Origin of the sequence: Kitasatospora sp. NPDC088351 (assembly GCF_040685575.1) — a bacterium.
In the GTDB taxonomy this organism is placed as follows: domain Bacteria; phylum Actinomycetota; class Actinomycetes; order Streptomycetales; family Streptomycetaceae; genus Kitasatospora.
This window is the reverse complement of the sequence record NZ_JBFBIL010000020.1, coordinates 84,123-110,215: the sequence shown is the minus strand read 5'-3', so window position 1 is coordinate 110,215 and position 26,093 is coordinate 84,123. Positions and strand designations below refer to the sequence as shown.

Here is a 26,093-nt window from a genome sequence, read left to right as displayed (position 1 = left end):
CGCCCGGTTACATTCCGAACCCGGAAGCTAAGCCTCACAGCGCCGATGGTACTGCAGGGGGGACCCTGTGGGAGAGTAGGACGCCGCCGAACAATCATTCCAGAGAACCCCCACCCGATTCCGGGTGGGGGTTCTCTGCGTTTACAGCGCGAGTTTGAAACCGAGGTGCGACGGGACGAAGCCGAGGCGCTCGTAGAAACGGTGCGCGTCGGTGCGCGTCGCGTCGGAGGTGAGCTGGACGAGATCGGCATCGAGCTCGCGGGAGCGGTCGATCGCCCAGGTGATCAGCTCGCTGCCGAGGCCGGTGCCCCGTTCGTCGGCGTGGATCCGGACGGCCTCGATGATGGTGCGGGTGGCGCCCTTCCTGGCGAGACCGGGGACGACGGTGAGCTGGAGGGTGCCGACGGTCCGGCCGGCGCGTTCGGCGACCACCAGGTGCTGCTGCGGGTCGGCGTCGATGCGGGCGAAGGCGGCGTGGTAGGGGGTGAGGTCGCCGGGGCTCTCGCGGGTGGCGCCCAGCGGGTCGTCGGCGAGCATCGCGATGATCGCCGGGACGTCGTCGGCGGTGGCGCGGCGGATCGTCAGGCTGTCCATGATCAGGTTGTCCATGACCAGAGCGTAGGGCCACCCCGGGGACCCGGCCCCGCGACCGTGGCCCTCTCTCGCCCCGGGCCGAGGGTCCAGGGCCACCCAGGGCCGCTCAGGGGCCGTCCACGCCCGCGGTGAGGGGTGAGTGGGCGTCACTCACCGGGCGCCGCGCTGGTGATGACGGCGAAGACCGCGCCGTGCGGGTCGATCAGCTGGGCGAGACGGCCGACGCCGTGGACGTCCATGGCCGGGATCCGGGTGGTGGCGCCCAGCTTGTCGGCGATGGCGAGGCTGGCGTCCACGTTGGGGACCTCGAAGTAGGGGAGCCAGTGCGAGGAGGTGCCGGCGGCCGTCTGCTCGGGGCCGAGCTGCATGATGCCGCCGAGCGCGTCGTCGGTGCCGCCGCCGGCCGGGGTGAGGACGGTGTACAGCGCGCCCTCGAGCGGGACGTCCTGCTCCTGCCAGCCGAAGACACGGCGGTAGAAGGTCTTCGCGGCCTCGGCGTCGATGCTGTAGCACTCGGCCCAGCAGAGGGTGTTCTCGTCGGTCACGGCGTCGAGGCCCCTGGTGTCGCGGGGCTGCCAGACGGCGAACTCGGCGCCGGTGGGGTCGGTGAAACCGGCCATCCGGCCGTTGGTGAAGACGTCGAACGGGGTGAATCGCACCCGGCCGCCGGCTTCCTCGACGAGTTCGGCGGTGCGGTCGGCGTCGAGGGTGCAGAAGTAGAGCGTCCAGGCGGGCGTCGAGCCCTCCTCGGTGAGCGGGCCGAGGGCGGCGACCGTGCGCCCTTCCTGCTGGAAGAAGCCGTAGCCGCCGGCCTCGGGGCCGGCCGAGTCGAAGGTCCAGCCGAACAGGGCGGTGTAGAAGTCGACGGAGGCCCGGGTGTCGGGGCTGCCGAGGTCGAGCCAGTTGGGGGAGCCGGGGACGAAGGCGGTGGTGAGCATGGTGGCACTGCTCCTTGGACGGGCACGCCGTGACGCGGGTGCGGTCGGTGCCCCCCGTGGTTTTCTCCCAGCCTGGCACCTCGGCCGGACCGCTGCACCGCAGGGCCTGGACCCGGCTGTCGTGGCCGGGCGGTACGGTGCGTAGCGGAATGGTCCACCCGCACTGGTGAAGGGGGTCCGGTGGCCAGGCAGGCGCAGGCGGGCCAGGTAGCCGCGCCGCGCCAGCTCGCCCAGGTCGAGGGCGTGCTGGAGCGGATCACGTACGCCAACGAGGAGACGGGGTACACCGTCGCCCGGGTGGACACCGGCCGGGGCGCGAACGACCTGCTGACGGTGGTGGGCGCGCTGCTGGGGGCGCAGCCGGGGGAGTCGCTGCGGCTGCACGGGCGGTGGGGGTCGCATCCGCAGTACGGCAAGCAGTTCGTGGTGGAGAACTACACGACGGTGCTGCCGGCCACGGTGCAGGGGATCCAGCGCTATCTGGGCTCGGGGCTGATCAAGGGGATCGGGCCGCGGTTCGCGGAGCGGATCGTGGAGCGGTTCGGGGTGGACACCCTGGAGGTGATCGAGAACGAGCCGGGCCGGCTGATCGAGGTGCCGGGGCTCGGGCCGAAGCGGACCAAGAAGATCGCGGCCGCCTGGGAGGAGCAGAAGTCCATCAAGGAGGTGATGGTCTTTCTGCAGGGGGTCGGGGTGTCGACCTCGCTGGCCGTACGAATCTACAAACAGTACGGGGACGGCTCGATCGGGGTGGTGAAGAACGAGCCGTACCGGCTGGCGTCGGACGTGTGGGGCATCGGCTTTCTGACGGCGGACCGGATCGCGCAGGCGGTGGGGATCCCGCACGACAGTCCGGAGCGGGTGAAGGCGGGGCTGCAGTACGCGCTGTCGCAGAGCAGTGACCAGGGGCACTGCTTCCTGCCGGAGGAGCGGCTGATCGCGGACGGGGTGAAGCTGCTCCAGGTGGACGTGGGGCTGGTGATCGACTGCCTGGCGGAGCTGGTGGCCGCGGAGGGAGTGGTGCGGGAGTCGGTGCCGGGGGAGAGCGGTGAGCCGATCACCGCGGTGTACCTGGTCCCGTTCCACCGGGCGGAGATCTCGCTCGCCAACCAGCTGTTGCGGCTGCTGCGGTCGGACGTGGACCGGATGCCGTGGTTCGCGGACGTGGACTGGCCGGCCGCGCTGGGCTGGCTGGCGAAGCGTACGGGGGTGGAGCTGGCGCCGGAGCAGGAGCAGTCGGTGCGGCTGGCACTGACCGAGAAGGTCGCGGTGCTGACCGGGGGCCCCGGCTGCGGCAAGTCGTTCACGGTGAAGTCGGTCGTGACGCTGGCGCTGGCGAAGCGGGCGAAGGTGGTGCTGGCGGCACCGACCGGCCGGGCGGCGAAGCGGCTGTCGGAGCTGACCGGGGTGGAGGCGTCCACCGTTCACCGGCTGCTGGAGCTGAGGCCCGGCGGGGACGCGGCGTACGACCGGGACCGCCCGCTGGACGCCGACCTGGTGGTGGTCGACGAGGCGTCCATGCTGGACCTGATCCTGGCGAACAAGCTGGTCAAGGCGGTGGCGCCGGGGGCGCACCTGCTGTTCGTGGGGGATGTGGACCAGCTGCCGTCGGTGGGCGCCGGCGAGGTGCTGCGGGATCTGCTGACGCCGGGTGGGCCGATCCCGTCGGTGCGGCTGACCAGGATCTTCCGGCAGGCGCAGGAGTCGGGGGTGGTGACCAACGCGCACCGGATCAACGAGGGCCTGCCGCCGCTGACGGAGGGCCTGCCGGACTTCTTCCTGTTCGTGGAGGACGACACGGAGCAGGCGGCGGGCCTGACCGTGGACGTGGTGGCGCGGCGGATTCCGCAGCGGTTCGGGTTCGACGCGCGGCGGGACGTGCAGGTGCTGGCGCCGATGCACCGGGGCCCGGCGGGCGCGGGGAACCTGAACACGCTGCTGCAGGCGGCGGTGACGCCGGCCCGGGAGGGGCTGGCGGAGCGGCGGTTCGGCGGGCGGACGTTCCGGGTCGGGGACAAGGTCACCCAGATCCGGAACAACTACGACAAGGGGCGGAACGGCGTCTTCAACGGCACAGTGGGAGTGGTGACCGCGCTCAGCGTGGACGACCAGCGGCTGACGGTGCTCACCGACGAGGACGAGGAGGTGCCGTACGACTTCGACGAGCTGGACGAGCTGGCCCACGCGTACGCGGTGACGATCCACCGGTCGCAGGGCAGCGAGTATCCCGTGGTGGTGATTCCGGTCACCACGTCCGCCTGGACGATGCTCCAGCGGAACCTCCTCTACACCGCTGTGACCAGGGCGCGGAAACTGGTTGTGCTGGTCGGGTCACGGAAGGCGATCGCTCAGGCTGTTCGAACCGTCAGTGCAGGTAGGAGGCATGCCGCGCTGGATCACCGGCTGGCAACTGGATGATTCTCCAAGGGATGGTTGCCTCTATTGTTCTCTTGACGTGAAGAGATTTACGACAGAGCCTAGGGTGGTGCCGATCTTGTCCGGTTCGTACCGGCTGCGGCAGAAGGTTTTGTAGGGGCGGGCCCTTCCGGGCCACCCCGGGTGCGCGGCTGTCCGCCAGATGGGGGATGGTAGAGACAGTCAGGGCACCTTGGAAGAGGATTCATTTCGTCGGTGAGGAAGACGTGAGCGACAACTCGGTAGTACTGCGGTACCAGGACGGCGAGTACGAGTACCCCGTCGTCGAGAGCACTGCGGGCAACGCCGGCTTCGACATCTCGAAGCTGCTCCCGCAGACCGGCCTGGTCACCCTGGACAACGGCTTCGGTAACACCGCCGCGTACAAGTCCGCGATCACCTTCGTGGACGGTGACAACGGCATCCTGCGGTACCGCGGCTACCCGATCGAGCAGCTCGCCGAGCAGGGCAGCTTCATCGAGACCGCGTACCTCCTGATCAACGGCGAGCTGCCGACCCCGGACCAGCTGGCGGAGTTCAACCGCGAGATCACCCAGCACACCCTGCTGCACGAGGACGTCAAGCGCTTCTACCAGGGCTTCCCGCGCGACGCCCACCCGATGGCGATGCTGTCCTCGGTGGTCGGTGCGCTGTCCACCTTCTACCAGGACAGCCACAACCCCTTCGACGCCGCCCAGCGCCACCTGTCGACGGTCCGCCTGCTGGCGAAGCTGCCGACGATCGCGGCCTACGCGTACAAGAAGTCGGTCGGCCAGCCGTTCGTCTACCCGCGCAACGACCTGAGCTACGTCGAGAACTTCCTCCGGATGACCTTCGCGGTCCCGGCCGAGGACTACGAGCTCAACCCGGTGATCGTCAACGCGCTGGACAAGCTGCTGATCCTGCACGCGGACCACGAGCAGAACTGCTCGACCTCCACCGTCCGCCTGGTGGGCTCCAGCCACGCCAACCAGTTCGCGTCCATCTCGGCCGGCATCTCGGCGCTCTGGGGCCCGCTGCACGGTGGCGCCAACCAGGCCGTGCTGGAGATGCTGGAGAGCATCCAGAAGGACGGCGGCGACGTCGACGCGTTCATCCGCAAGGTGAAGAACCGCGAGGACGGCGTCAAGCTGATGGGCTTCGGCCACCGCGTCTACAAGGCCTTCGACCCGCGCGCCGCGCAGGTCAAGATCCTTGCGCACGAGGTGCTCGGCCAGCTCGGCAAGTCCGACGAGCTGCTCGAGATCGCGCTGAAGCTGGAGGAGCACGCGCTCAGCGACGACTTCTTCGTCTCCCGCAAGCTGTACCCGAACGTGGACTTCTACACCGGCCTGATCTACCGCGCCATGGGCTTCCCGACCAGCATGTTCACCGTGCTGTTCGCCCTCGGCCGGCTGCCGGGCTGGATCGCCCACTGGCACGAGATGATCAACGACCCGACCAGCCGGATCGGCCGTCCGCGCCAGATCTACACCGGCACCGCGATCCGCGACTACGTGGCTCTCGACGCCCGCTGACCCAGGCACCGGAAGGGCCCGGCCGCACTCCCGAGATTCCGGGGAGTGCGACCGGGCCCTTCCGCGTCCCTCGCGGGGCCGCACACGTACGGCGCACGACTCCGGGGCCGGCCGCAGCCCGGGACGGCCGCTCAAAGCGTCCCTGACCCGCCACACCCCGGCGTCGTGCGCGAAGGCCGTCGAAGTCGACGACCGACCCGGGGCCCGCCGGAGCCCCGTCGGCGGCAGCGTGGCAACGCGGTGACATGATGCCGTTCGCCACGTCTCCGCCCACCAAAAAAACTGCCGCACTACCAACCTAAGACGTATCAGGGTGCGAGAAGTTACGCCGGGGGGGTGTGAGCTGCCTCTCGCCACGCTCCGTGTGCGCGTGGTGCCGCGCCCATACCACACCTTCCCGCGCGCGCGACGTCACCCTCCCCGCAGTCACGGCAACCGAGCGTGATAGGAATCGTGGCATTCCGGTAGGGACCGTCCCGCACCCTCGCAGCGTGGCGGCGGAACTGGGGAGGGAGCGCGCAGATGGCCAGGAACGTCGTTGTCACCGGTGGTGGCACGGGTATCGGGTACGAGGTGGCGCGGCGGTTCGCCGAGGCGGGCGAACAGGTCGTGATCGTCGGCCGCCGGCGGGCGGTGCTCGAACAGTCCGCCGCCGACCTCGGGCCGAACGTCACCCCGCTGGTCTGCGACCTCGCCGACCCGGACGCGGTGGAGGCCGCGCTGGCCGCGCTGCCGGAGCGGATCGACGTCCTGGTGAACAACGCGGGCAGCCGGGAGACGGTGATCGGGGCCGGGCCGCACGCCCTGCTGGCCCGCTGGCGCGGGGACTTCGAGCGCAACGTGCTGACCGTGGTGATGCTCACCGAGTCCATCCGCGACCGGCTCACCCCGGGCGCCGGCCGGGTGGTCACCATCAGCTCGATCGCGGCGCTGCGCGGCGCCGGCTCGTTCGGGGCGGCCAAGGCCTCGCTGCACGCCTGGAACCACTTCCTGGCCGCGCAGCTGGGCACCTCGGGCATCACCGCCAACATCGTCGCCCCGGGAACGGTGGCCGGCACCGAGTTCTTCGGTCCGCGGCTGGACGAGGCGGAGGTCTCCCGCCGGGCCGCCCGGACGCTGCTCGGCCGGGTCGGCGAGACCGGCGAGGTCGCGGCGGCGGTCTACTTCCTGGCCTCGCCCGAGGCCGGGTTCATCACCGGCGAGATCCTGCACTGCAACGGCGGCGAGCTGCTCGGCCGTTGACGGCCCGGCCGCGCGGTCGCGGACGCCGAAGGACCCGCACCGCTTGGTACGGGTCCTTCGGCGTCCGTAGGTTCAGGCGGCCCGGAAGCGGCGCAGCCGGAGGCTGTTGGTGACCACGAAGACCGAGGAGAAGGCCATCGTGGCACCGGCGATCATCGGGTTGAGCAGGCCGGCCGCAGCGAGCGGGATCGCCGCGACGTTGTAGCCGAAGGCCCAGAACAGGTTGCCCTTGATGGTGCCGAGGGTCCGCCGGGAGAGCCGGATGGCGTCCGCCGCTGAGCGCAGGTCGCCGCGGACCAGGGTCAGGTCGCTTGCCTCGATCGCGGCGTCGGTGCCGGTGCCCATCGCCAGGCCCAGGTCGGCCTGGGCGAGCGCGGCGGCGTCGTTGACGCCGTCGCCGACCATCGCGACCGAGCGGCCCTCGGCCTGGAGGCGCTTGACGGTGCTGACCTTGTCCTCCGGCAGCACCTCGGCGATCACGTCCTCCGGGGCGATGCCGACCTCGGCCGCCACCGCCTCGGCGACCAGCCGGTTGTCGCCGGTCAGCAGGACCGGCCGCAGGCCCAGGGCCCGCAGGTCGGCGATCGCCTCGGCGCTGGTCGGCTTGACCGCGTCGGCGACCTCCAGGACAGCCCGCGCCTCGCCGTCCCAGCCGACCGCCACGGCGGTCCGGCCGGCGGCCTCGGCGGCGGCCTTGGCGGCGGCGAGGGCCGGCGGCAGGTGCTGGGCCCAGTCGGCGAGCAGTGCCTCGCGCCCGGCGACCACGGCGTGGCCCTCGACGACGCCCTGCACGCCCCGGCCCGGGACGTTCTCGAAGCCCTCGACGGGCGGCAGTTCGCCGGTCCGCTCGGCGGCGGCCGCGGCGATCGCGGCGGCGATCGGGTGCTCGGAGGCGTGTTCCAGCGCGCCGGCCAGCCGCAGCGCCTCGGTCTCGGTGACACCGTCGGCGGTGTGCACGGCGGCGAGCGCCATCCGGCCGGTGGTGACGGTGCCGGTCTTGTCCAGCACGATGGTGTCCACCCGGCGGGTGGTCTCCAGTACCTCCGGGCCCTTGATCAGGATGCCGAGCTGGGCGCCGCGCCCGGTGCCGACCATCAGCGCGGTCGGGGTGGCCAGACCCAGGGCACAGGGGCAGGCGATGATCAGGACGGCGACGGCGGCGGTGAACGCCTCGGTGGGGCTGTTGGAGACCAGCAGCCAGCCGACCAGGGTGCCGAGCGCGATCAGGATGACGACCGGCACGAAGACGGCGGAGATCCGGTCGGCCAGCCGCTGGGCGGCGGCCTTGCCGTTCTGTGCGTCCTCGACCAGCCGGGCCATCCGGGAGAGCTGGGTGTCGGCGCCGACCCGGGTGGCCTCGACCACCAGACGGCCGCCGGCGTTGACGGTGGCGCCGGTGACGGAGTCGCCGACCGCGACCTCGACGGGCACGGACTCGCCGGTGAGCATCGAGGCGTCCACGGCGGAGGCGCCCTCGACGACCACGCCGTCGGTGGCGATCTTCTCGCCCGGGCGGACCACGAAGCGCATCCCGACGGCCAGTTGGGCCACCGGCATCCGCACCTCGCGGTTGTTCTGGAGCACGGCGACATCCTTGGCGCCCAGGTCGAGCAGGGCGTGCAGGGCGGCGCCGGCGCGGCGCTTGGAGCGGGCCTCCAGGTAGCGGCCGAGCAGGATCAGCACGGTGACGGCGGCGGCCGTCTCCAGGTAGAGCGTGGAGGAGGCGTCGGTGTCGCCGATCGAGAACGAGAAGTCGTGCCGCATCCCGGCCATGCCCGCCTCGCCCCAGAACAGGGCCCAGAACGACCAGCCGAAGGCGGCCAGGGTGCCGAGCGAGACCAGGGTGTCCATGGTCGCGGCGCCGTGCTTGAGGTTGGTCCAGGCGGCCTTGTGGAACGGCAGGCCGCCGTAGACGACGACCGGGCCGGTGAGTGCGAAGGCCAGCCACTGCCAGTTGGTGAACTGCAGGGACGGGACCATCGACAGCATGACCACGGGGATGCTGAGGACGGCGCTGATCAGCAGCCGGTCCAGCAGCGGGTCGGCCGGCGGCTGCTCCTCGGCGGCGGCGGCCGTGCCGGGAGCGGTGGCCGCGGTGGCCGGCGGCGGGGGCAGCTCGGCGGTGTACCCGGTGTTCTCGACGGTGGCGATGAGGTCCGCCACGCTCACTCCGGGCCCGAAGTCGACCCGGGCCTTCTCGGTGGCGAAGTTGACGGTGGCCTCGACGCCGTCCATCCGGTTGAGCTTCTTCTCGATCCGGGCCGCGCAGGAGGCGCAGGTCATCCCGCCGATCGACAGCTCGACCCGGTCCTGTACGGCGGCCCGGCCGTCCTGGCCGCCTATGCCGGCGGTCGCGCCCGGGGCGCTGGTGCCCGGAGTGGAGGTGCTCATGCTGATCAGCTCCTTGAAGAGAGCGTACGGCGGGGGCGCGGGGTGGGGCTCGTCCGGCCCCCGCCGTACTGCGGGGGGCTCAGGCGGACCGGCCGACCAGCTCGTAGCCGGCCTCGTCGACCGCGGCGCGGACCTGGTCGTCGTCGAGCTCGGTGGCGGAGGAGACCGTCACGGTGCCTGCCTTGGCGTCGGCGGCCACCTCGGTGACGCCGGTCAGGGTGGAGAGCTCCTTGCTGATCGAGCTCTCGCAGTGGCCGCAGCTCATGCCGGTCACGGTGTAGGTGATGGTGCTGGACATCGGGGCCTCCGAAAGGATTTGCGCTGCCGCGGGTCTGCGCCCGGACTCTGATTCTGATAACACCATACCCCCAAGGGGTATTCCTCGGGAGAGTGAGTGATGTGGCGTGGATCGCATTGCGGTGCGATCCGAGTGCAGAGCGTATGCGTGTGACTACGTCGTGCCGGAATCCACGCCGGGGGCGGGCGGGGCGATGGGGCGGGTGGGTGGGTGAGTGCGTTGATCGTCCGTTATGTTCGATATGTGTTTCCGATCCGCCGTGCCCAGTCGCCCGCGGTCCCGACTGCCTCGGGACTCCCGCCGGACCGGCGACGTGGCGCCCTGCTGGCCGCCGATCTCCAGGACGTGCCGTTCTGGCGGCGGGCCACCCCGGCGCTGATCGCGATCCTGCTGGTGGCGCTCGCGGACTTCCTCTCCGGCAAGGACCGCTACCTCGCACCGCTGATGTCCGTCGTCCCGACCATCGCCGCGCTCACCCTGCGGCCGGTCGAGCTGCTGATGGTCTGCTCGCTCGGGCTGCTCTCGGTCTTCGGGCTCAGCCACTACGACGAGGTCGCCGACGTCAACGACGACCGCTTCCTGTACGGCGCGATGGTCAGCTACCTGATGCTGACGCTGTTCTCCGCCTGGGTGGCCAAGATCCGGATGCGGCGCGCGGCGGCCTTCGCGGCCGTCAGCTCGGTGGCCGAGGCCGCCCAGCGGGCGCTGCTGCGGCTGCCGGGCCCGGTGGTCGGACCGCTGCATCTGGCGGTGCGGTACGTCTCCGCCGCCGACGCCTCGCGGATCGGCGGCGACCTCTACTCGGTGCTGGAGACCCCGCACGGCACCCGGGTGGCGGTCGGGGACGTCCGCGGCAAGGGGCTGGGGGCGGTGCAGACCGCCGCCGTGGTGCTCGGCTCGTTCCGGGAGGCCGCGTACGACGAGGCCGGGCTGCGCGGGGTGGCCGCGCGGATCGAGGCCAGCGTCGAGCGGCACGCGCCGGCCGGGGAGTTCACCACGGCGCTGTTCGCCGAGTTCCGGACGCCGGGGGTGATGGAACTGCTCCAGTACGGGCACGTCCCGCCGATCCGGGTGGACCGGGAGGGCCGGGCGCACGTGCTGGACGCCCCGGACCCGTGGGTGCCGCTGGGCCTCGGCCGGCTGGCCCCCGGTGAGCCGGCCACCTGGGACCAGCCGTTCGGCCACGACGACGTGCTGGTGCTCTGCACCGACGGTGTGGTCGAGGCCCGGCACCGGAAGAACGGCGAGTTCTACCCGCTGGCGGAGCGGGCCGGCCCGCTGGTCCGGGGCGCGGCCCGCTCGGCGGCGGAGCTGGAGGCGGCGGTCGGCCGGATCTACGCCGACCTGCTGGAGCACACCGGCGGGGAACTGCGCGACGACGCGCTGCTGCTGCTGATCACCCGCACCGACCGGTAGCGGGCACCGGCCGGCTCCCGGTTCAGGCCGCGGTGACCTCCGCGAGGGCGCGGAAGATCAGCGCGGTCGAGGTGGCGCCCGGGTCCTGGTGGCCGATGCTGCGCGGGCCGAGGTAGGAGGCGCGCCCCTTGCGGGCCTGGAGCGGTACGGTGTCGCGCGCCCCCTGCTCGGCCGCGGCCGCCGCCGCCGAGGCGGCCCCGGGCAGCCCGGCGCCCGCCGCCACCGCCGTCCGGTAGGCGGCCACCGCCGGGGTGTACGCGTCGACGATGGTCTTGTCGCCGGGCTCGGCCTTGCCAAGGGCGCGGATCGCGTCCAGGCCGGCGGCCAGCGCCTCGCCGAGTGCGGCGGCGTCGGGCAGAGCGGTGTCGGGCAGGGCGGTATCGGGCAGGGCGGCGCCGATGGCGCGGAAGGCCTTGCCGTACAGCGGGCCGGAGGCGCCGCCGACCTTGGAGATCAGCGTGGTGCCGGTCCTGTTCAGCAGTGCGCCCGGGCCGGCCGGGTCGAGGCCGTCCAGGGCGGTCAGCACGGCGGCGAAGCCGCGCCGCAGGTTGCTGCCGTGGTCGCCGTCCCCGATCGCCGAGTCCAGTTCGGTGAGCCGATCCTGCTCCTTCTCGACGGCCGTGGCGATCGCGCGGACCCAGGCCTCGGCGCGGGCGGTGCCGAAGCCCTCGGCCGCACCGCCCTCGGCCCCGTCGTCCCTGACTGCGTTGTCCATGACGGTGGTGTCCGCCTTCCGTTCAGGCCCGCTTGAGGGCGGGGGTGTCCACCGGGGCGTCCCACAGCTCCAGCAGCTGGGCGTCGGCCTTGGTGAGGGTGAGGGAGAAGCCCGCCATGTCGAGGCTGGTGACGTAGTTGCCGACCAGGCTGCGGGCCACCGTGATACCGCGTCCGGCCAGCCGGGCGGCGACCTCGCCGAAGACGATGTACAGCTCCAGCAGCGGGGTGCCCCCGAGGCCGTTCAGCAGGGCGATCACCTCGTCCCCGGCGGTCAGGTCGTGGTCGGTGAGGATGGTCTCGACCACCTCGGCGGCCAGCTCGCGGGCCGGGCGGAGCTTCTCGCGGCGCCGGCCGGGCTCGCCGTGGATGCCGACCCCGACCTCGATCTCGTCCTCCGGCAGGTCGAAGCCGGGCTTGCCGGCCGCCGGGACGGTCGCGGCGGTCAGCGCGACCGCGAAGGAGCGGGAGGCGGCGTTGACCCGCTCGCCCAGGGCTGCCACCTCGTCCAGCGTCGCGCCGCGCTCGGCCAGCGCACCGGCCGCCTTCTCCACCAGCACGGTCGCTCCGGTGCCCCGGCGGCCCGCCGTCCAGGTCGAGTCCTCGACCGCGACATCGTCGTCGACCAGGACGGTGCGGACCTCCAGGCCCTCCTCGGCGGCCAGTTCGGCGGCCAGCTCGAAGTTCATCACGTCGCCGGTGTAGTTCTTCACCACGAAGACCACCCCGGCGCCGGAGTCCACGGCCCTGGCGGCGGCCAGCATCTGGTCCGGCACCGGGGAGGTGAACACCTCGCCCGGGCAGGCCGCGTCCAGCATGCCCGGGCCGACGAAGCCACCGTGCAGCGGCTCGTGGCCCGACCCGCCGCCCGAGACCAGGGCGACCTTGGACGCCTCCGGGCGGACCGCGCGGGTGATCACCCGGTTCGCGATGTCCACCGTCAACTCCGGGTGGGCGGCCGCGACTCCGGCCAGCGCGTCCTCCAGGACGCTCTCCGGGGTGTTGATCAGCTTCTTCACAGCGCTTCGCTCCCTCGGCAGACGGTGCTGCCCCGACGCTACGCCAGACGGGGGTGGTCGGCACCGGTTGCGACACGCGGAGGACGGGGTCGGACGGATCACTCCGCCGGAGCAGCGGGCCGGTCGTAGGGTCGGGGCCATGAGCGACTACGTGGGCATCGTCCTGGTCTCGCACAGCGCGCAGCTGGCCGCCGGGCTGCGCGAGCTGCTGGGCGAACTGGCTTCGGACGCGGTGCGGGTGGTGGTGGCGGCCGGGACGGAGGACGGCGGGCTCGGCACCAGCTACGACCTGATCGCGCGGGCCGTCGTGGCGGCGGACGGCGGGGCGGGGGTGGTGGTGCTGCCCGACCTGGGGAGCTCGGTGCTGACCGCCGTCGCGGTCCTGGAGGACGAGCCGCGCCCCGGCACGGTGCTGGTGGACGCGCCGTTCGTGGAGGGTGCGGTCGCCGCCGCCGTGACGGCCTCCACCGGGGCGGCGCTGGCCGAGGTGGTCGCGGCGGCCGAGGACGCGCGGGCCTTCCGGAAGGTGTAGGGCCGGAAGGCGGTGGTCCGGGAGGTGTGGGCGAGGGGGCGGCTCAGGCGCTACTTGGCGTCGGCGTAGCAGTCCACCACCGCGGTGGTCAGCGGGAAACGGACCGGGGTGTCCCCGAAGACCAGCTGCCGGGCCTCGTCGGCCGCCTCGGCGACGGCCGCCGCCACCTGGTCGGCGAGATTGGCCGGGGTGTGCACCACCACCTCGTCGTGCTGGAAGAACACCAGGTGCGGGCGGTCGTCCGGGTCGGCCGCCGGCAGCGCGTTCAGCCGGCGGCGCAGCGCGGCGAGCAGCGCCAGCGCCCAGTCGGCGGCGCTGGCCTGGATGACGAAGTTGCGGGTGAAGCGGCCCCGGGCGCGGGCCGAGCGGCCGCCCGCGTCCGCCGCGTTCTCGGGGGCCTCGGTGAGGTCGAGCCAGTCGGCCGAGGGCGGCGGGCAGGCCCGGCCCAGCCGGGAGACGACCACGCCGCCGTCCTCGCCGGTACGGGCGGCCGCCTCCACGTACCCCATGGCGGCGGGGTAGCGGTGGCGCAGGGTGTTCAGCAGCGGGCCGATGTCGCCGCTGGTCTGCCCGTACATGGCGCCCAGCAGGCCGAGCTTGGCCTTGTCGCGGTCGCCCTGGAAGGCGCTGGCGGCCAGCGCCTCGTACAGGTCGCCGCCGGCGGCGGTGCGGGCCAGCCCGGCGTCCTGGGAGAGGGCGGCCAGCACCCGCGGCTCCAGCTGGGCGGCGTCCGCGACGACCAGCAGCCAGCCCGGGTCGGCGACCACGGCGCGGCGCAGGATGCGCGGGATCTGCAGGGCGCCGCCGCCCCGGCTGGCCCAGCGGCCGGAGACCACGCCGCCGACCACGTACTCGGGGCGGAACCGGCCACCGCGGGCCCAGGCGTCCTGCCAGGCCCAGCCGTGCGCGGCGTGGATCCGGGACAGCTCCTTGTAGCGGATCATCAGCGCGGCGGCCGGGTGGTCCACCTCCTTCAGCTCCCAGGAGCGGGTGGAGCCGAGCTGGATGCCCCGGTCGGCGAAGGCGCGCAGTACCTGGCTGTGCGAGTCGGGGTTGAACGGGCGCCCGCCGAGCGCCTGCTGGAGCTCGACGGCCAGCTCGGCCAGCAGCCTCGGCTGGGTGCCGGGGACGGTCGGACGCGGGCCGAGCAGTTCGGTGAGCAGCCGGTCGTGGATGTCGGCGCGCCAGGGCAGGCCGTCGTCCGCCATCTCGGCGGCCACCAGTGCGCCGGCCGACTCGGCGGCGACCAGCAGCCGGAACCGGGACCGGGCGGCCGGGTCGGCGATGGCGGCCAGCCGGCGCTGCTGCTCGGCGTGGACGGCGACCACGGCGGCCAGTGGGTCGGCGCCCGGCGGCAGTTGCAGGCGGTCGGGGGCGAACAGGGTGTCCTGCCCGTCGCCGGAGTCGGCGGAGCCCGGCTCGGGCAGATCGGCGGGGACGGGCAGGCCCTTCAGCCGGGCCCAGGCCGCGCCGAGCGAGCGCGGTGCGCCGAACCGGCCCTCGTGGGCCAGCAGCAGCGCCTCGGCCAGTCGCAGGTCGTGGCAGCGGGCGAGCCGGTCGGGCAGTCGGGGGAGCAGCGGCGCGTAGCCGCTGTCGGCGGCGGCCCAGACCCAGCGCGGGTGCTCGGCCGCCTCCCGTTCGGCGACGGCGGCGGCGAGGTCGGCGGTGGCGGCGGGCGGACCGAGCGGGGCGCCGGAGTCGTCGAGGGGCTGGAGCCGGCCACCCGGGCCGTGCGGGTCGGGGACGAGGGCGATCCGGGGTGCCACGGGGGCTCCTCCTCTCGGGCGTACGGGCGTGTGACCTCGACGGTAGCCGGTGGGTACGACAACCGGCGTCCGGCTCGGGGCGGGGGGCGTAGGCAGCCCGGGTGACACCGCGTAGGGTCGGCGAAATGACCGAGAACCCGTTCTTCAAGGCCAGCACCCTGGCCTACGAACTGCCGCCGTTCGCCGAGATCCGGGAGGAGCACTACCTGCCGGCGTTCGAGCGCGGTATGGCCGACCAGCTCGCCGAGATCGCCGCGATCACCGCCGACCCCGAGCCGCCGACCTTCGACAACACGGTGATCGCGCTGGAGCGTTCGGGGTCGCTGCTGCGCCGGGTGAACGCGGTGTTCCTCAACCAGTCCTCCTCCGACACCACACCGGTGATCGACCGGATCGACGCCGAGGTCAGCCCGAGGCTCGCCGCACACGACGACGCGATCCACCTGGACGCCGAGCTGTTCGCCCGGATCGAGGAGCTGTACGGGCGGCGCGACGGGCTCGGCCTGGACGGGGAGTCGCTGCGGCTGCTGGAGCGCCGGCACACCGCCTTCGTCCGGGCCGGCGCCCGGCTGGGGGCCGCCGACCAGGAGCGGCTGCGCGGGCTGAACGCCGAACTGGCCGCCGCCGAGACGGCGTTCCGGCAGAACGTGTCGGCCGACTCGCAGGCCAGGGCGCTGGTGCTGGACTCCGCCGAGCAGCTGGACGGGCTCTCCCCGGACGCGATCGCCGCGGCGGCGGAGAACGGGCGGGCGCTCGGGCACGACGGCAAGTACGTGCTGAGCCTGAAGAACTTCTCCAACCAGACCGAGCTGGCCTTCCTCACCGACCGCTCGGTCCGCGAACGCCTGATGGCCGCCTCGCTGGGCCGCGCGGCCCGGGCCAACGGCCCACTGGCGATCCGGATGGCCACCCTGCGAGCCGAGCGGGCCCGGCTGCTCGGGTACGGCACGCACGCCGCCCACGTGGTCGCGGACGAGACCGCCGGCACCGTCGAGGCGGTGGACGGGCTGCTGGCCAGGCTGGTGCCGCCGGCGGTGGCCAACGCGCGCCGGGAGGCGGCGGAGCTGGCCGCCCTGGCGGCGGCCGACGGGATCGACGAGATCGCGGCGCATGACTGGGCGTACTACTCGGAGCTGGTCCGGCAGTCCTCGTACCAGGTGGACGCGGCGGCGCTGCGCCCGTACTTCGAGCTGGAGCGGGTGCTGCACGAGGGCGTCTTCTTCGCGGCGAACCTGGCGTACGGGGTGACCTTCACCGAGCGGCCGGACCTGACGGCGTACCACCCGGACGTGCGGGTCTTCGAGGTGTTCGAGGCGGACGGCGGCTCGCTGGGCCTGTTCCTCGGGGACTTCCACGCGCGGGCGTCCAAGCGCGGCGGCGCCTGGATGGACGAGCTGGTCACCCAGTCGAGGCTGCTCGGCCGGCGGCCGGTGGTGATGAACAACCTGAACATCGCCCGCCCGGCGTCCGGTGAGCCGGTGCTGCTCTCCTGGGACGAGGTGCGCACGCTGTTCCACGAGTTCGGGCACGCGCTGCACGGGCTGTTCTCGGACGTCCGCTACCCGTACTTCGCGGGGACGGCCGTGCCGCGGGACTTCGTCGAGTTCCCCTCGCAGGTCAACGAGATGTGGATGGTTTGGCCGGCCGTCCTGGCCAACTACGCCAAGCACCATGTGACGGGCGAGCCGCTGCCGGCCGAGCTGGTCGAGCGGATGGCGGCGGCGGAGGGCTTCGGGCAGGGCTTCCGCACGGTCGAGTACCTGGCGGCGGCGCTGCTGGACTGGGCCTGGCACACCGTGCCGGCCGGCCAGGAGATCGCGGACGCCGAGGAGTTCGAGGCGCGGGCGCTGGCCAAGGCCGGGCTCGCGGTGGCGGCGATCCCGCCGCGCTACCGGACGGCCTACTTCACGCACATCTTCGCCGGCGGGTACAGCGCGGGCTACTACGCCTACATCTGGTCGGAGGTGCTGGACGCCGAGACGGTGGAGTGGTTCAAGGGGAACGGCCGCGGGGTGCGGGAGAGCGGTGAGGTGTTCCGGGCCGAGCTGCTGTCGCGCGGCGACAGCCGGGACGCGCTGGACTCCTTCCGCGCGGTGATCGGGCGGGACCCGCAGACCGGGCCGCTGCTGGCGCGCCGGGGCCTGGCGTAGGGGAGCGCCCGTCCGGTGGCCCGCCCCTCGCCGGCGGGCCACCGGTGCCGGGTCGCCGGTGCCGGGCCACGGGCCGGGGGCCTCAGCGCGGGTCGGACGCCGGCGCGGCGGGATCGGGGGCCGGTGCGGTGGGCGGGACGGCGGTCGGCAGGTCGGCGGCCGCGGCCAGCCGGCCCCAGAGCAGGTCGGCGAGCGCCTGGACCATCCGGGGGCGTGAGCAGGGCCGGGACTCCAGCCACCAGTCGCCGGCCGCCAGCACCATGCCGGTGATGCCCCGGCCCCAGGCCTCGGCGAGCAGGTCGCGGTCGGGGCCGAGGTCCACCTGGCTCCGCACGGCCCCGGTGATCTCCTCCGCGATCTGCCGCAGGGCCGGGGCGAGCGCGTTGCCCGCGCCGCCCGGGTCGCCGGGCTCGGGGTGGGTGAGCAGCCGGTAGACCTGAGGGCGGGCCTCGATGCCGGCCAGGTAGGTGTCCAGTACGTGTTCGACCCGGTCCCGGCGCTCCAGCGGTTCGGTGAGTGCGGCCCGGACCGCGGCCAGCAGACTGCGGGTGTGGCGCTCGGTCAGGGCCCGGATCAGCCCGTTCCGGTCGCCGAAGTGGCGGTAGAGGATCGGTTTGGTGATCCCCGCCTCGGCGGCGATGGCGTTCATGCTGGCGGCCGGCCCGTCGCGCCGGATCACCCGGTCGGCGGCGTTGAGCAGTTGCTCGCGGCGCGGCTCGCCGGGGTTGGCGGGGGCGGCGGATGGCATACGGGGGCTCCTGGCTGGTCCGGGCGGGGGCGTTGACACGTGTTGCCCATCAGTAGCAGACTCCGGCGATGTTACCGCCGGTAACACCAGCCCGACACCGTTTCGGCGCCCGCTCCCCGGGGGCCGCTCGCGGGCGCCCGTTCCCCGGGCCCGCCGCGGGTGCCGCCGCAGACCCTCCCGCACCGTCCGGACCCCCTCGACCCCTTCGACCGGAGGCACCATGGGCACCTTCTCGCTGGACCCGGGCGCGGACCAGCTCGCCGTACGCGACTGGCTGCACGGCTTCGCCGCCGACGTGATGCGGCCCGCCGCGGCCGAGTGGGACGAACGCGAGGAGACCCCCTGGCCGATCATCCAGGAGGCCGCCAGGCTGGGCATCTACTCCCCGGACTTCTACGCCCAGCAGTACTTCGACCCCTCCGGCGTGGGCATCCCGATCGCCATGGAGGAACTGTTCTGGGGCGACGCGGGCATCGGCCTCGCCATCGTCGGCACCACGCTGGCCGCCGTCGCGGTGCTCGCCAACGGCACCGACGAGCAGATCGGCACCTGGGCGCCGCAGATGTTCGGCACGCCGGGCGACGTCAAGGTCGCCGCGTTCTGCTCCTCCGAGCCGGACGCCGGCTCCGACGTCTCCGCGCTGCGCACCCGCGCCGTCTACGACGAGGCCAAGGACGAGTGGGTGCTGAACGGCACCAAGACCTGGGCCACCAACGGCGGGATCGCCGCCGTCCACGTGGTGGTGGCCACCGTCGATCCGCGGCTCGGCGCGCGCGGGCAGGCCTCCTTCGTCGTCCCGCCGGGTACGCCCGGGCTGAGTCAGGGCCAGAAGTTCAAGAAGCACGGCATCCGCGCCTCGCACACCGCGGAGGTCGTCCTGGACGGTGTCCGGGTGCCCGGCCACTGCCTGCTCGGTGGCCGGGAGAAGCTGACGGAGCGGCTGGCCCGGGCCCGCGAGGGCGCCCGGAAGGGCGGCGGCCGGGGAAACGCCGCGATGGCCACCTTCGAGGCCTCCCGCCCGGCGGTCGGCGCGCAGGCGATCGGCATCGCCCGGGCCGCGTACGAGGTGGCGCTCGACTACGCGAAGACCCGGGTGCAGTTCGGCCGTCCGATCATCGACAACCAGGGTGTGGCCTTCCAACTGGCCGACATGAGGACCCGGATCGACGCCTCCCGGCTGCTGGTCTGGCGGGCGTCCTGGATGGCGGCCACCAACCAGCCGTTCACCTCGGCCGAGGGTTCGATGTCCAAGCTGTACGCGGGTGAGACCGCCAAGTGGGTCACCGCGCAGGCGATGCAGATCCTCGGGGGCAACGGGTTCACCCGGGAGTACCCGGTGGAGCGGATGCACCGGGACAGCGCGATCTACTCGATCTTCGAGGGGACCAGCGAGATCCAGCGGCTGGTGATCGCCCGGGCGATCTCCGGCCTGCCGATTCGGTGACCGGTCGCGAAGCGGTTCGGGCGGGTGGTTCGGGTGGGTGATCGCGCGGGTGACTCCGGGTGGTCTCGGGCGGCCACGGGTGGCCGCTCCGGCAGCTGTTACCGGGCGGCCCAGAAGGTGAGTCCGGCGGTCAGGGCACCCACCGCCGCGCCGGCGACGGTCTGCGCGGCGGTGTGGTCCCGCAGCACCACGCGGGACCAGCCGATCAGTGCGACCACCGGGGCGAGCAGCAGCCACCAGGGGCCGAGCGCGACGGCCAGGCAGACCACCGCGCCGCCGGCGACGGCGGTGTGGATGGAGACCTTCCACCAGACGGTGATCACCAGGATCGGGACCAGTGAGGCGAACATCGCCAGCACCATCGCGGTCAGGTCGGCGGGCGCGTCCAGCCAGAGCATCACCGCGAGGCTGGTCAGCACCGACAGCATGATGAACGGGATCACCACCAGGCGCCGCTGCCGGTGGCCGACGTGCCGGTCCTCCAGGGTGCCCTTGCGGATGCCGCGCTGGATGAACAGGGTCGGGACGACCGCCGCGAACAGTGCGGCGAACGCCGCCCAGCCGAGGCCCTTCCAGCCGTAGCGCAGCACGCCCAGCAGCGGCAGCATCGCGATGATCACGTTCTTCGGCTCGACGCCGTCGGTGACTCGCCGGGCCCAGGTCGTCCTGGTCGTCGGCTCGGTCGTCGGCTCGGCCATCGGGGTGCGTGCTCCAGGCGGGATCGGGTGCGGGGTGGTCGGATGATCGTAATGTCCCGATGCCCGATGCCCGATGCCCGATGCCCGATGCCCGATGCCCGGGAGCCGGGGCGAGGGGCCCGGGGCGAGGCCGTTCGGAACCGGCGGAGGTCGATCAGAACCGGGGCGGGCGGCCCTCCAGGAAGGCGGCGAGGCCCTCGCGGACGTCCCCGGCCTCGCGGGACCGCCGCTCCCAGGGCTCCAGGGCGGCCGCGGCGTGCTCCGGCGGCACCGCCAGCGCGGCCTTGACGGCGCCGATCGTCTGCGCCGAGCGCCGGGTCAGCAGCCGGGCGAATTCCAGTGCGGCGGCGTCCAGTTCGGCGCCCGGCGCGACCCGGTCGGCGAGGCCGATCGCGGCGCTGTCCCGCCCGGTCACCAACTCCCCGGAGAACAGCAGGTACTTCGCCCGGGCCGGGCCGACCAGCCGGGCCAGCCGCAGGGTCGGCACCGCCGGGTAGACCACGCCGAGCTTGGCCGGGGTGATGCCCAGCCGGGCGTCCTCGGCGACGAAGCGCAGGTCGCAGGCGACGGCCAGCTGGCAGCCTCCGCCGACGCAGGCGCCGTGCACCACCGCGACGGTGGGGTGCGGAAAGGCGGCCAGCGCCTCCTCGGCGGCGACGTTGACGGCGTGGTAGTCGTCGGCCCGGTCCGGGTCGGCGTAGACCTCGACGAGTTCGGCGATGTCCGCGCCCGCGCTGAAGGTTCCGCCCGCCCCGGTGACCAGCAGGGCGCGGACGCCCGGTTGTTCGGCGAGCCGGAGCAGGACCTTGGGCAGCGCCTGCCAGATGGCCAGGGTGACGGCGTTGCGCCGGTGCGGGCGGGCGAACTCCAGGACGGCCACGCCGTCCTCGCCGGTGAAGGCGTTGAGGCCCTCGACCTGGGTCGGGAACGGGGAGCGGTCCCGCGTGAGCGGCGGCCGGGCCATGCGTACCTCCGGGAGATCGTGGTGGGGCCCACTCTCTCAGGGCGTGGCGGCGCAGTGGTCGCCGAGCCCCCGTTCGATCAGGGCGAAGGCGCGCAGGGCGTTCTCGGTGGCCTCGGGCCGGACGCCGGACGCCGGACGCCGGGCGGGTGCGGCGGGGCCCGGTGGTGCGTCCACCGGGCCCCGTCCGGGGTCGGCGTCAGCCCGCGGGCTTCCACTCGGGGGCCAGGATCGACCAGACCTCCTTGTTGTGGCGGACCCCGTTGTGCAGGAAGAACTCCCGCAGCGTGCCGTCCAGCTTCATGCCCATGCGCTGGGCGACCGCCCGGCTGCGGGCGTTGGCCGAGCTGCTGTACCACTCGACGCGGTGCAGGCCCCGGGTGCCGAAGGCGTAGTCGATCAGATGGCGGACGGCGGCGCCGACCAGACCCCGGCCCTCGCCCGCGGGTTCCGTCCAGACCCCGATCTCGCAGTTGCCCGCGTCGGCGCTGAAATGCACGAACATCACGCCGCCGACCAGCGTGCCGTCCAGCCAGATGCCGTAGATCCGGCCGGTGTCGGCGGCCTGCCTGTCGGCGTAGCCCTGGAGGGTGGCGCGGGCCGAGTCGAGGTCGGTGGAGCGGGAGGCCCAGGGGATCCAGGGGTCGGTGTGGGCGCGGGCCCGGTCGATGTGGGCCAGGAACTCGGCCGCCTGCCACGGCTCCAGCGGGCGCAGTTCGGCGTTCTCGGCGAGCGGTACGGCAAACACGGGCGGGCCTTTCGGAGCGAGGGGCGGGGTGCGGCCGGAGTGCGAACCGGTTGAGTCATATATACATAACAAACGTTTGGTACGTAAGATAGCGGCATGACGCCAGCCCGTGGAGACCATGCCGCCCGCCGCCTGGAAGTCTCCGAAGCGGTCTGGCGGGTGCTGTCGGCCCATGGCTTCGAAGGCCTGACGCTGCGTGCGGTGGCCGCCGAAATGGGCGCCTCCACCGGGCTGTTGACGCACTACTTCGCCAACAAGCGGGCCCTGGTGGCGTATGCGCTCGACGTGCTGGACCGGCGGTCCGGCGAGCGCCCGCGCCGCGCCGCCCCGGTGGACGGCCCCCCGCCGCCGGCCGGGCTGGCCCGGCTGCGGGCGGCGCTGCTGGACGTCCTGCCGCTGGACGAGGCGGCCGTGGCGGGCAACCGGATCTGGGTCGGCTCCTGGGACGTGGCGCTGGCCGACCCCGAGCTGGCGGCCGCGCACGCCGGCCGCTACGGGCGCTCACGGGAGGCGCTGGCGGGGCACATCACGGACGCCCAGCGGCTCGGCGAGCTGCCGGCCGGCGCGGACGCGGCGCGGCTCGCGGCGGGCGCGCAGGCCTTCGTGCTGGGGCTGGTGGTCCAGGCACTGTTCGCCCCGGGGGAGTTCCCGGCCGAGCGGCAGACCGCGTTGCTGGACGGCTATCTGGCCGGTCTGCCGACGGCGGCGGACCCGGCGGACCCGGCGGTTGCGACGGCGGGTTGAGCGGGGCGGTGCCCGCTTCGTGGTGTGCTGCCGGGCGGGGAGGAACCGTGGTGTCATCCACCGGCCGCTCGGGGGCGGTTCTCGGGCTGCGGAATGCCAGGTGCGCATTTCCGTCCCGAGGCCCGCTCGGGGAGGTCGGTGATGTGAGCTTCGCTGTGTTCGCGGCGAATGTCCTCCGGTACCCCGGGTGCGGGTGTTCCGCTTCTCCGTCGTGCATATGCCAGCAGAAAGTGAGCGGGCTGCGACGCCTCGTGTTCGCCGATTTCACCGAGTGTCCGCGGGTGGGTTCCGGGCGTGCAGGGATCGGACCCGGGAGGTAATGGGAGAGTCGGGCGGAACGGGCGGGGGGATTCGGTGAAACCGGCGCCGGCGTTGCTGTGCGGTCACGCTGGGTAGTGATGGCCAATTTGCCCGGGCGGTTGGTGTCCAACCGCCGCGTATTGGGCCAAAGTGCCGAACGCCTGGCGACTTCCCAGGTGAGAGGTGAGGTGTGCCCCCAGCAGGATTCGAACCTGCGACCTACCGCTTAGAAGGCGGGTGCTCTATCCGCTGAGCTATGGGGGCGGGACGGGCGGCGCCCTGGCGGGCGTGACCGTTGCCGGGGTCGGGCGACGGGCGCGTGCTGCGCCCGCTGTCCGGCCCCGTGCCTGAGGGTGCGGGTGGGGGTTGGCGGACCCTTGCCCTGTCGGGGACAGGATAAGGGTGTCCAGTTCCTCGGCCGGGTGTAACAACACCGTCGCGGGTGTGTCGGCTTCGGTGGAGCGGTCCGATAATCGCAGGTGAAGGCCGTGAGTGCAGCGGTCTGGCGGCCTTCCGTGCCGGACGTTGTGCAGTCGTTACGGGGCTGCCGCCCCACCCGTTATGGATTCGGCACGGAGAAAGTGTCGCGGCCAACGCGGGTGGGGGGTCGTATTCGGGTTCGTTCGGTCGGATGACGTGCGCGGACGGTGGAGTGAACCACCCTTCGGGGTGTGCGGTCGGGGCGGGAAGCGGCCGGTTTCTTGTCATGGCCGCGCGGAAGTGGGTGTGAAGTGGACTCTTGAAGGGCTCAAATTCACTCCTGCGAGTGACCCCGGTTTTCCACAGGCCCGAGTTGTCCACAGGATTTCCGATCTCGCTGGCGTTGATTTCCGGGGAAGAGCACTCTCAACTCGCGCCGATCGATTCCGTACGGTGCATCGCGGAGAACGGAGAGTGTTCTGTGAACGAGACCCAGGTGACGGTGATCGGCAATGTCGCGACCGAGGTGAGTTACGCCGAGACGGCCGGCGGTGTCCCGATGGCCAACTTCCGGCTGGCGTCGACGGAGCGCCGTTACGACCGGCAGAAGGACGGCTGGGTGGACGGCGAGACCCAGTGGGTGACGGTGACGGCCTGGCGTGCGCTGGCGGTGCATCTGATCGGCTCTCTCGCCAAGGGTGATCCGGTGGTGGTGAACGGTCGGCTGAGGGTGCGTGAGTGGACCGAAGGGGAGGCACGGCGCAGCAGGGTCGAGATCGACGCCCGGTCGGTCGGACACGATCTCACTCGCGGCACCACGGTCTTCCGCTGGTCGTCGGGGGTCAGGGGCGAGTCCGTGGGCGGTGCCGGGCCGGCGGCCGGTGTGCTCGTCGGGGAGGCCGTGCCGGGCTGGATCGCGGACGCGCTGGAGGCGCGAAAGGCGTCGGCGATGGCGTCGGTGACGGGCACCCAGGTGGCCGACGAGGGGAATGGGGGTGGCGAGCAGGCTGCCCTGATCTGACCGGCGGGTGATCTTAACTGTCGACAAATATGTTGATCGAGACGGTTGTTGTGCCCGCACGCGCAATCCCGGATCGGTTTACCGAAAGATCCAGACTTTCTGGCTGAGCGTCAGCTTGTGTGGAAGCTGGGAGTGTTGATAACGATACAGATACGGAATCGTCCTGATTTCGCATGGGGGTTTGCGCGCCTCCTGGACTCAATAGGATTCGTCTGGTTCACACACATGCGGCTGCGCCACAGGGGGCGCGGCAATGCAAGGCGGGCTGCCCATCGGCATGGCCCGGCCCGGAGGGATCCCAGATGTTCCACAGGCAGGGGCGGAGTCTTCCGCGCGTCACCACTGTCATGCTCACGACCAGCTTGGTGCTGGGCGGAAGCCTGCTCGCGGCCGGTGCGGCGGCTGCGGCTGACGCGCCCGGTGCGGGCGTCACGGCTGTCATTCAGCCGACGATGACGAGTGAGGAGATCGCCATCGAGGGCGGTCACTCCATACAGGGCGGTCTGTTCACGCTCAAGACGGCCAACGGTGTGATCCAGACGTACTGCATCGACATCGACCACCCGGTCAACATCACCAGCGGGGTGGAGTACCAGGAGTCGGACTGGAAGTCGAGCTCGCTCGGCCGCAAGGAGAAGGCGCAGGACGCCGCCAAGATCCGCTGGATCCTGGAGAACTCCTACCCGCAGGTGACGGACCTCAAGAAGCTCGCCACGGACGCCGGCGTCCAGGGCGAGCTCACCAAGGAGGACGCCGCCGCCGGCACCCAGGCCGCGATCTGGCGCTTCTCGGACGGCAAGAACGCCATCCCGAAGGACTCGCAGGCCAAGCAACTGCGCGACTACCTGGTCAGCGAGAAGAACAAGGGCATCGCCGCCGAGCCCAAGCCCTCGCTGAGCCTCACCCCGGACTCGGCGTCGGGCAAGCCGGGCAACAAGCTCGGCCCGTTCACCATCAACTCCAGCGCCTCCGAGGTGAAGCTGGCGCTGTCCGGCGACGCCGCGGACAAGGTGAAGCTGGTCGACAAGGACGGCAAGCCGGTCACCGGCCTGACCGGTCCGGTCGCCAAGGACACCCAGCTGTTCCTGGACGTGCCCGCGGGCACCCCGGACGGCGCGGCCACCGTCACGGCCGCGGCCGACACCGTGGTGCCCAGCGGCCGGGTCTTCCTCAGCAAGGGCTACACCCCCGAGAAGCACAGCCAGACCATGATCCTGGCCGGTTCCACCAAGCTCAGCGTCACCGACGCGGCCAAGGGCTCCTGGAAGCAGGGCAAGGGCGCGCTGCTGGACAGCACCGCCCAGGTCGAGTGCGACTCCAACGGCGTCCGGGTCACCGTGACCAACGGTGGTGACGAGGCGGCCACCGTCACGGTGAAGCCGGGCAAGTCGCTCACCGTGCAGCCGGGCAAGGCCGAGAGCGTCGTCGTCCCGGTCGCGGAGGACACCGCCTACGACATCACCGTCACCGGCCCGAACGGCTTCAGCAAGGAGTTCAAGGGCATCCTGGACTGCAAGGTCTCCAGCGTGACCCCGCCGACCTCCAGCCCGTCGGCGGCCCCGGTCCCGACCGGCACCCCGACCGGCACCCCCAGCGGTACGCCGTCGGCCGCCCCCAGCACCGCGGCCGGGCAGCCGACTCCGGCCGGCAGCAGCTCGGCCCCCGGCACCACCGGTGACCTGGCCCAGACCGGTGGTAACGACGCCACCCCGATGATCGCCGCCGCCGCCGGCGGTCTGGTCGTGGCCGGCGGTGCCGCGGTCTTCGTCCTGCGCCGTCGCGGCCGCCACGGTCGCAGCGCCGCCTGAGGCCGCTGAGGCACTGAGGCTGCCGGCCCACTGAGGCAGCCGGGGCGCCGAGAGCGCCCGAACGCCACCGGCGCCGGACGCCGAAGGCGGCTGTACTCCCGGCCCGGCTCCCCGCACCTGTTGCGGGGGGCCGGGCCGCTTCGCGTCCGGGGCACCTCGCCGTCATGCCCGTCCCTGCCCTCGCGCAGCCGTGTCCGGTGGCCCGGGCG

Annotated in this window: 22 protein-coding genes, 1 tRNA gene and 1 rRNA gene; 11 read left to right on the top strand and 13 right to left on the bottom strand. The window is 72.7% G+C overall.

The genetic code is table 11. The annotated features are described in order from the left end of the window. Nucleotides 1-92 (top strand): 5S ribosomal RNA (gene rrf, locus AB0P06_RS17175); the annotation flags it as partial. A gap of 49 nt (nucleotides 93-141) precedes the next feature. Here the strand turns inward: rrf and AB0P06_RS17170 are convergent. After that, complete coding sequence (locus AB0P06_RS17170) at nucleotides 142-594, bottom strand: GNAT family N-acetyltransferase (protein WP_363608105.1); 453 nt, start codon at nucleotides 592-594, stop codon at nucleotides 142-144. A gap of 146 nt (nucleotides 595-740) precedes the next feature. After that, nucleotides 741-1,532, bottom strand: coding sequence for a VOC family protein (locus AB0P06_RS17165; RefSeq protein ID WP_363608104.1), 792 nt, complete (start codon nucleotides 1,530-1,532; stop codon nucleotides 741-743). Nucleotides 1,533-1,712: 180 nt separating this feature from the next. Here AB0P06_RS17165 and AB0P06_RS17160 point away from each other — a divergent pair, with 180 nt between their 5' ends. The 3 genes from AB0P06_RS17160 (at nucleotide 1,713) to AB0P06_RS17150 (ending at nucleotide 6,706) form a co-directional block, all read left to right on the top strand. Then, a complete protein-coding gene (locus tag AB0P06_RS17160) occupies nucleotides 1,713-3,950 on the top strand; it encodes an ATP-dependent RecD-like DNA helicase (RefSeq protein WP_363608103.1) in 2,238 nt (745 codons plus the stop codon). 224 nt (nucleotides 3,951-4,174) lie between these two features. Beyond that, entirely contained in the window at nucleotides 4,175-5,464 is a 1,290-nt protein-coding gene (locus tag AB0P06_RS17155) for a citrate synthase (RefSeq protein WP_363608102.1), read from the top strand. A gap of 522 nt (nucleotides 5,465-5,986) precedes the next feature. Further along, on the top strand, nucleotides 5,987-6,706 hold the full coding sequence (locus AB0P06_RS17150; RefSeq protein WP_363608101.1) for an SDR family oxidoreductase: 720 nt from the start codon (nucleotides 5,987-5,989) through the stop codon (nucleotides 6,704-6,706). Nucleotides 6,707-6,778: 72 nt separating this feature from the next. On the opposite strand, the gene AB0P06_RS17145 is transcribed toward AB0P06_RS17150, so the two are convergent. Together AB0P06_RS17145 and AB0P06_RS17140 are read right to left on the bottom strand one after the other, a co-directional pair. Then, nucleotides 6,779-9,097 carry a heavy metal translocating P-type ATPase gene (locus tag AB0P06_RS17145; RefSeq protein WP_363608100.1) on the bottom strand — a complete coding sequence of 773 codons (2,319 nt, stop codon included), beginning with the start codon at nucleotides 9,095-9,097 and terminating at the stop codon, nucleotides 6,779-6,781. Between the two features lie 79 nt (nucleotides 9,098-9,176). After that, nucleotides 9,177-9,395, bottom strand: a complete 219-nt coding sequence (locus AB0P06_RS17140; RefSeq protein ID WP_363608099.1) for a cation transporter — start codon at nucleotides 9,393-9,395, stop codon at nucleotides 9,177-9,179. A 243-nt stretch (nucleotides 9,396-9,638) separates the two neighbouring features. Between AB0P06_RS17140 and AB0P06_RS17135 the strand changes: the two genes are divergently transcribed. Continuing rightward, complete coding sequence (locus tag AB0P06_RS17135; RefSeq protein WP_363608098.1) at nucleotides 9,639-10,811, top strand: PP2C family protein-serine/threonine phosphatase; 1,173 nt, start codon at nucleotides 9,639-9,641, stop codon at nucleotides 10,809-10,811. 22 nt (nucleotides 10,812-10,833) lie between these two features. Here AB0P06_RS17135 and dhaL read toward each other — a convergent pair whose 3' ends face one another. After that, nucleotides 10,834-11,526, bottom strand: a complete 693-nt coding sequence (gene dhaL / locus AB0P06_RS17130; protein WP_363608097.1) for a dihydroxyacetone kinase subunit DhaL — start codon at nucleotides 11,524-11,526, stop codon at nucleotides 10,834-10,836. 22 nt (nucleotides 11,527-11,548) lie between these two features. Continuing rightward, nucleotides 11,549-12,544: a dihydroxyacetone kinase subunit DhaK gene (dhaK, locus tag AB0P06_RS17125; protein WP_363608096.1), complete on the bottom strand. Its 996-nt coding sequence runs from the start codon at nucleotides 12,542-12,544 to the stop codon at nucleotides 11,549-11,551. A 139-nt stretch (nucleotides 12,545-12,683) separates the two neighbouring features. Here dhaK and dhaM point away from each other — a divergent pair, with 139 nt between their 5' ends. Then, nucleotides 12,684-13,076: a dihydroxyacetone kinase phosphoryl donor subunit DhaM gene (dhaM, locus tag AB0P06_RS17120; RefSeq protein WP_363608095.1), complete on the top strand. Its 393-nt coding sequence runs from the start codon at nucleotides 12,684-12,686 to the stop codon at nucleotides 13,074-13,076. A 50-nt stretch (nucleotides 13,077-13,126) separates the two neighbouring features. Here the strand turns inward: dhaM and AB0P06_RS17115 are convergent, their stop codons facing one another. Further along, entirely contained in the window at nucleotides 13,127-14,842 is a 1,716-nt protein-coding gene (locus AB0P06_RS17115) for a bifunctional 3'-5' exonuclease/DNA polymerase (RefSeq protein ID WP_363608094.1), read from the bottom strand. A gap of 125 nt (nucleotides 14,843-14,967) precedes the next feature. On the opposite strand from AB0P06_RS17115, the gene AB0P06_RS17110 reads away from it, so the two are divergent. Continuing rightward, complete coding sequence (locus tag AB0P06_RS17110; protein ID WP_363608093.1) at nucleotides 14,968-16,992, top strand: M3 family metallopeptidase; 2,025 nt, start codon at nucleotides 14,968-14,970, stop codon at nucleotides 16,990-16,992. A gap of 82 nt (nucleotides 16,993-17,074) precedes the next feature. On the opposite strand, the gene AB0P06_RS17105 is transcribed toward AB0P06_RS17110, so the two are convergent. After that, nucleotides 17,075-17,740 (bottom strand): TetR family transcriptional regulator, encoded by a 666-nt coding sequence (locus tag AB0P06_RS17105; protein ID WP_363608092.1) that lies wholly within the window; start codon nucleotides 17,738-17,740, stop codon nucleotides 17,075-17,077. A 220-nt stretch (nucleotides 17,741-17,960) separates the two neighbouring features. On the opposite strand from AB0P06_RS17105, the gene AB0P06_RS17100 reads away from it, so the two are divergent. Further along, nucleotides 17,961-19,184, top strand: a complete 1,224-nt coding sequence (locus tag AB0P06_RS17100) for an acyl-CoA dehydrogenase family protein (RefSeq protein WP_363608091.1) — start codon at nucleotides 17,961-17,963, stop codon at nucleotides 19,182-19,184. Nucleotides 19,185-19,282: 98 nt separating this feature from the next. On the opposite strand, the gene AB0P06_RS17095 is transcribed toward AB0P06_RS17100, so the two are convergent. From AB0P06_RS17095 to AB0P06_RS17080, 4 genes are all read right to left on the bottom strand, one after another. Next, on the bottom strand, nucleotides 19,283-19,882 hold the full coding sequence (locus AB0P06_RS17095; protein ID WP_363608090.1) for a hypothetical protein: 600 nt from the start codon (nucleotides 19,880-19,882) through the stop codon (nucleotides 19,283-19,285). Between the two features lie 154 nt (nucleotides 19,883-20,036). After that, a complete protein-coding gene (locus AB0P06_RS17090) occupies nucleotides 20,037-20,846 on the bottom strand; it encodes an enoyl-CoA hydratase/isomerase family protein (protein ID WP_363608089.1) in 810 nt (269 codons plus the stop codon). A 36-nt stretch (nucleotides 20,847-20,882) separates the two neighbouring features. Next, the gene (locus tag AB0P06_RS17085; protein ID WP_363608088.1) at nucleotides 20,883-21,020 is read right to left on the bottom strand and encodes a hypothetical protein; all 138 of its coding nucleotides are present in this window, start codon (nucleotides 21,018-21,020) and stop codon (nucleotides 20,883-20,885) included. Nucleotides 21,021-21,042: 22 nt separating this feature from the next. Then, entirely contained in the window at nucleotides 21,043-21,591 is a 549-nt protein-coding gene (locus tag AB0P06_RS17080) for a GNAT family protein (protein WP_363608087.1), read from the bottom strand. Nucleotides 21,592-21,687: 96 nt separating this feature from the next. Here AB0P06_RS17080 and AB0P06_RS17075 point away from each other — a divergent pair, with 96 nt between their 5' ends. Further along, nucleotides 21,688-22,335, top strand: coding sequence for a TetR/AcrR family transcriptional regulator (locus AB0P06_RS17075; protein WP_363608086.1), 648 nt, complete (start codon nucleotides 21,688-21,690; stop codon nucleotides 22,333-22,335). Nucleotides 22,336-22,826: 491 nt separating this feature from the next. On the opposite strand, the gene AB0P06_RS17070 is transcribed toward AB0P06_RS17075, so the two are convergent. After that, nucleotides 22,827-22,899: transfer RNA gene (locus tag AB0P06_RS17070), tRNA-Arg, on the bottom strand. A 502-nt stretch (nucleotides 22,900-23,401) separates the two neighbouring features. Between AB0P06_RS17070 and ssb the strand changes: the two genes are divergently transcribed. Continuing rightward, a complete protein-coding gene (ssb, locus tag AB0P06_RS17065) occupies nucleotides 23,402-24,076 on the top strand; it encodes a single-stranded DNA-binding protein (protein ID WP_363608085.1) in 675 nt (224 codons plus the stop codon). A gap of 347 nt (nucleotides 24,077-24,423) precedes the next feature. Further along, complete coding sequence (locus AB0P06_RS17060; RefSeq protein ID WP_363608084.1) at nucleotides 24,424-25,884, top strand: Cys-Gln thioester bond-forming surface protein; 1,461 nt, start codon at nucleotides 24,424-24,426, stop codon at nucleotides 25,882-25,884. Nucleotides 25,885-26,093: the final 209 nt, after the last annotated feature.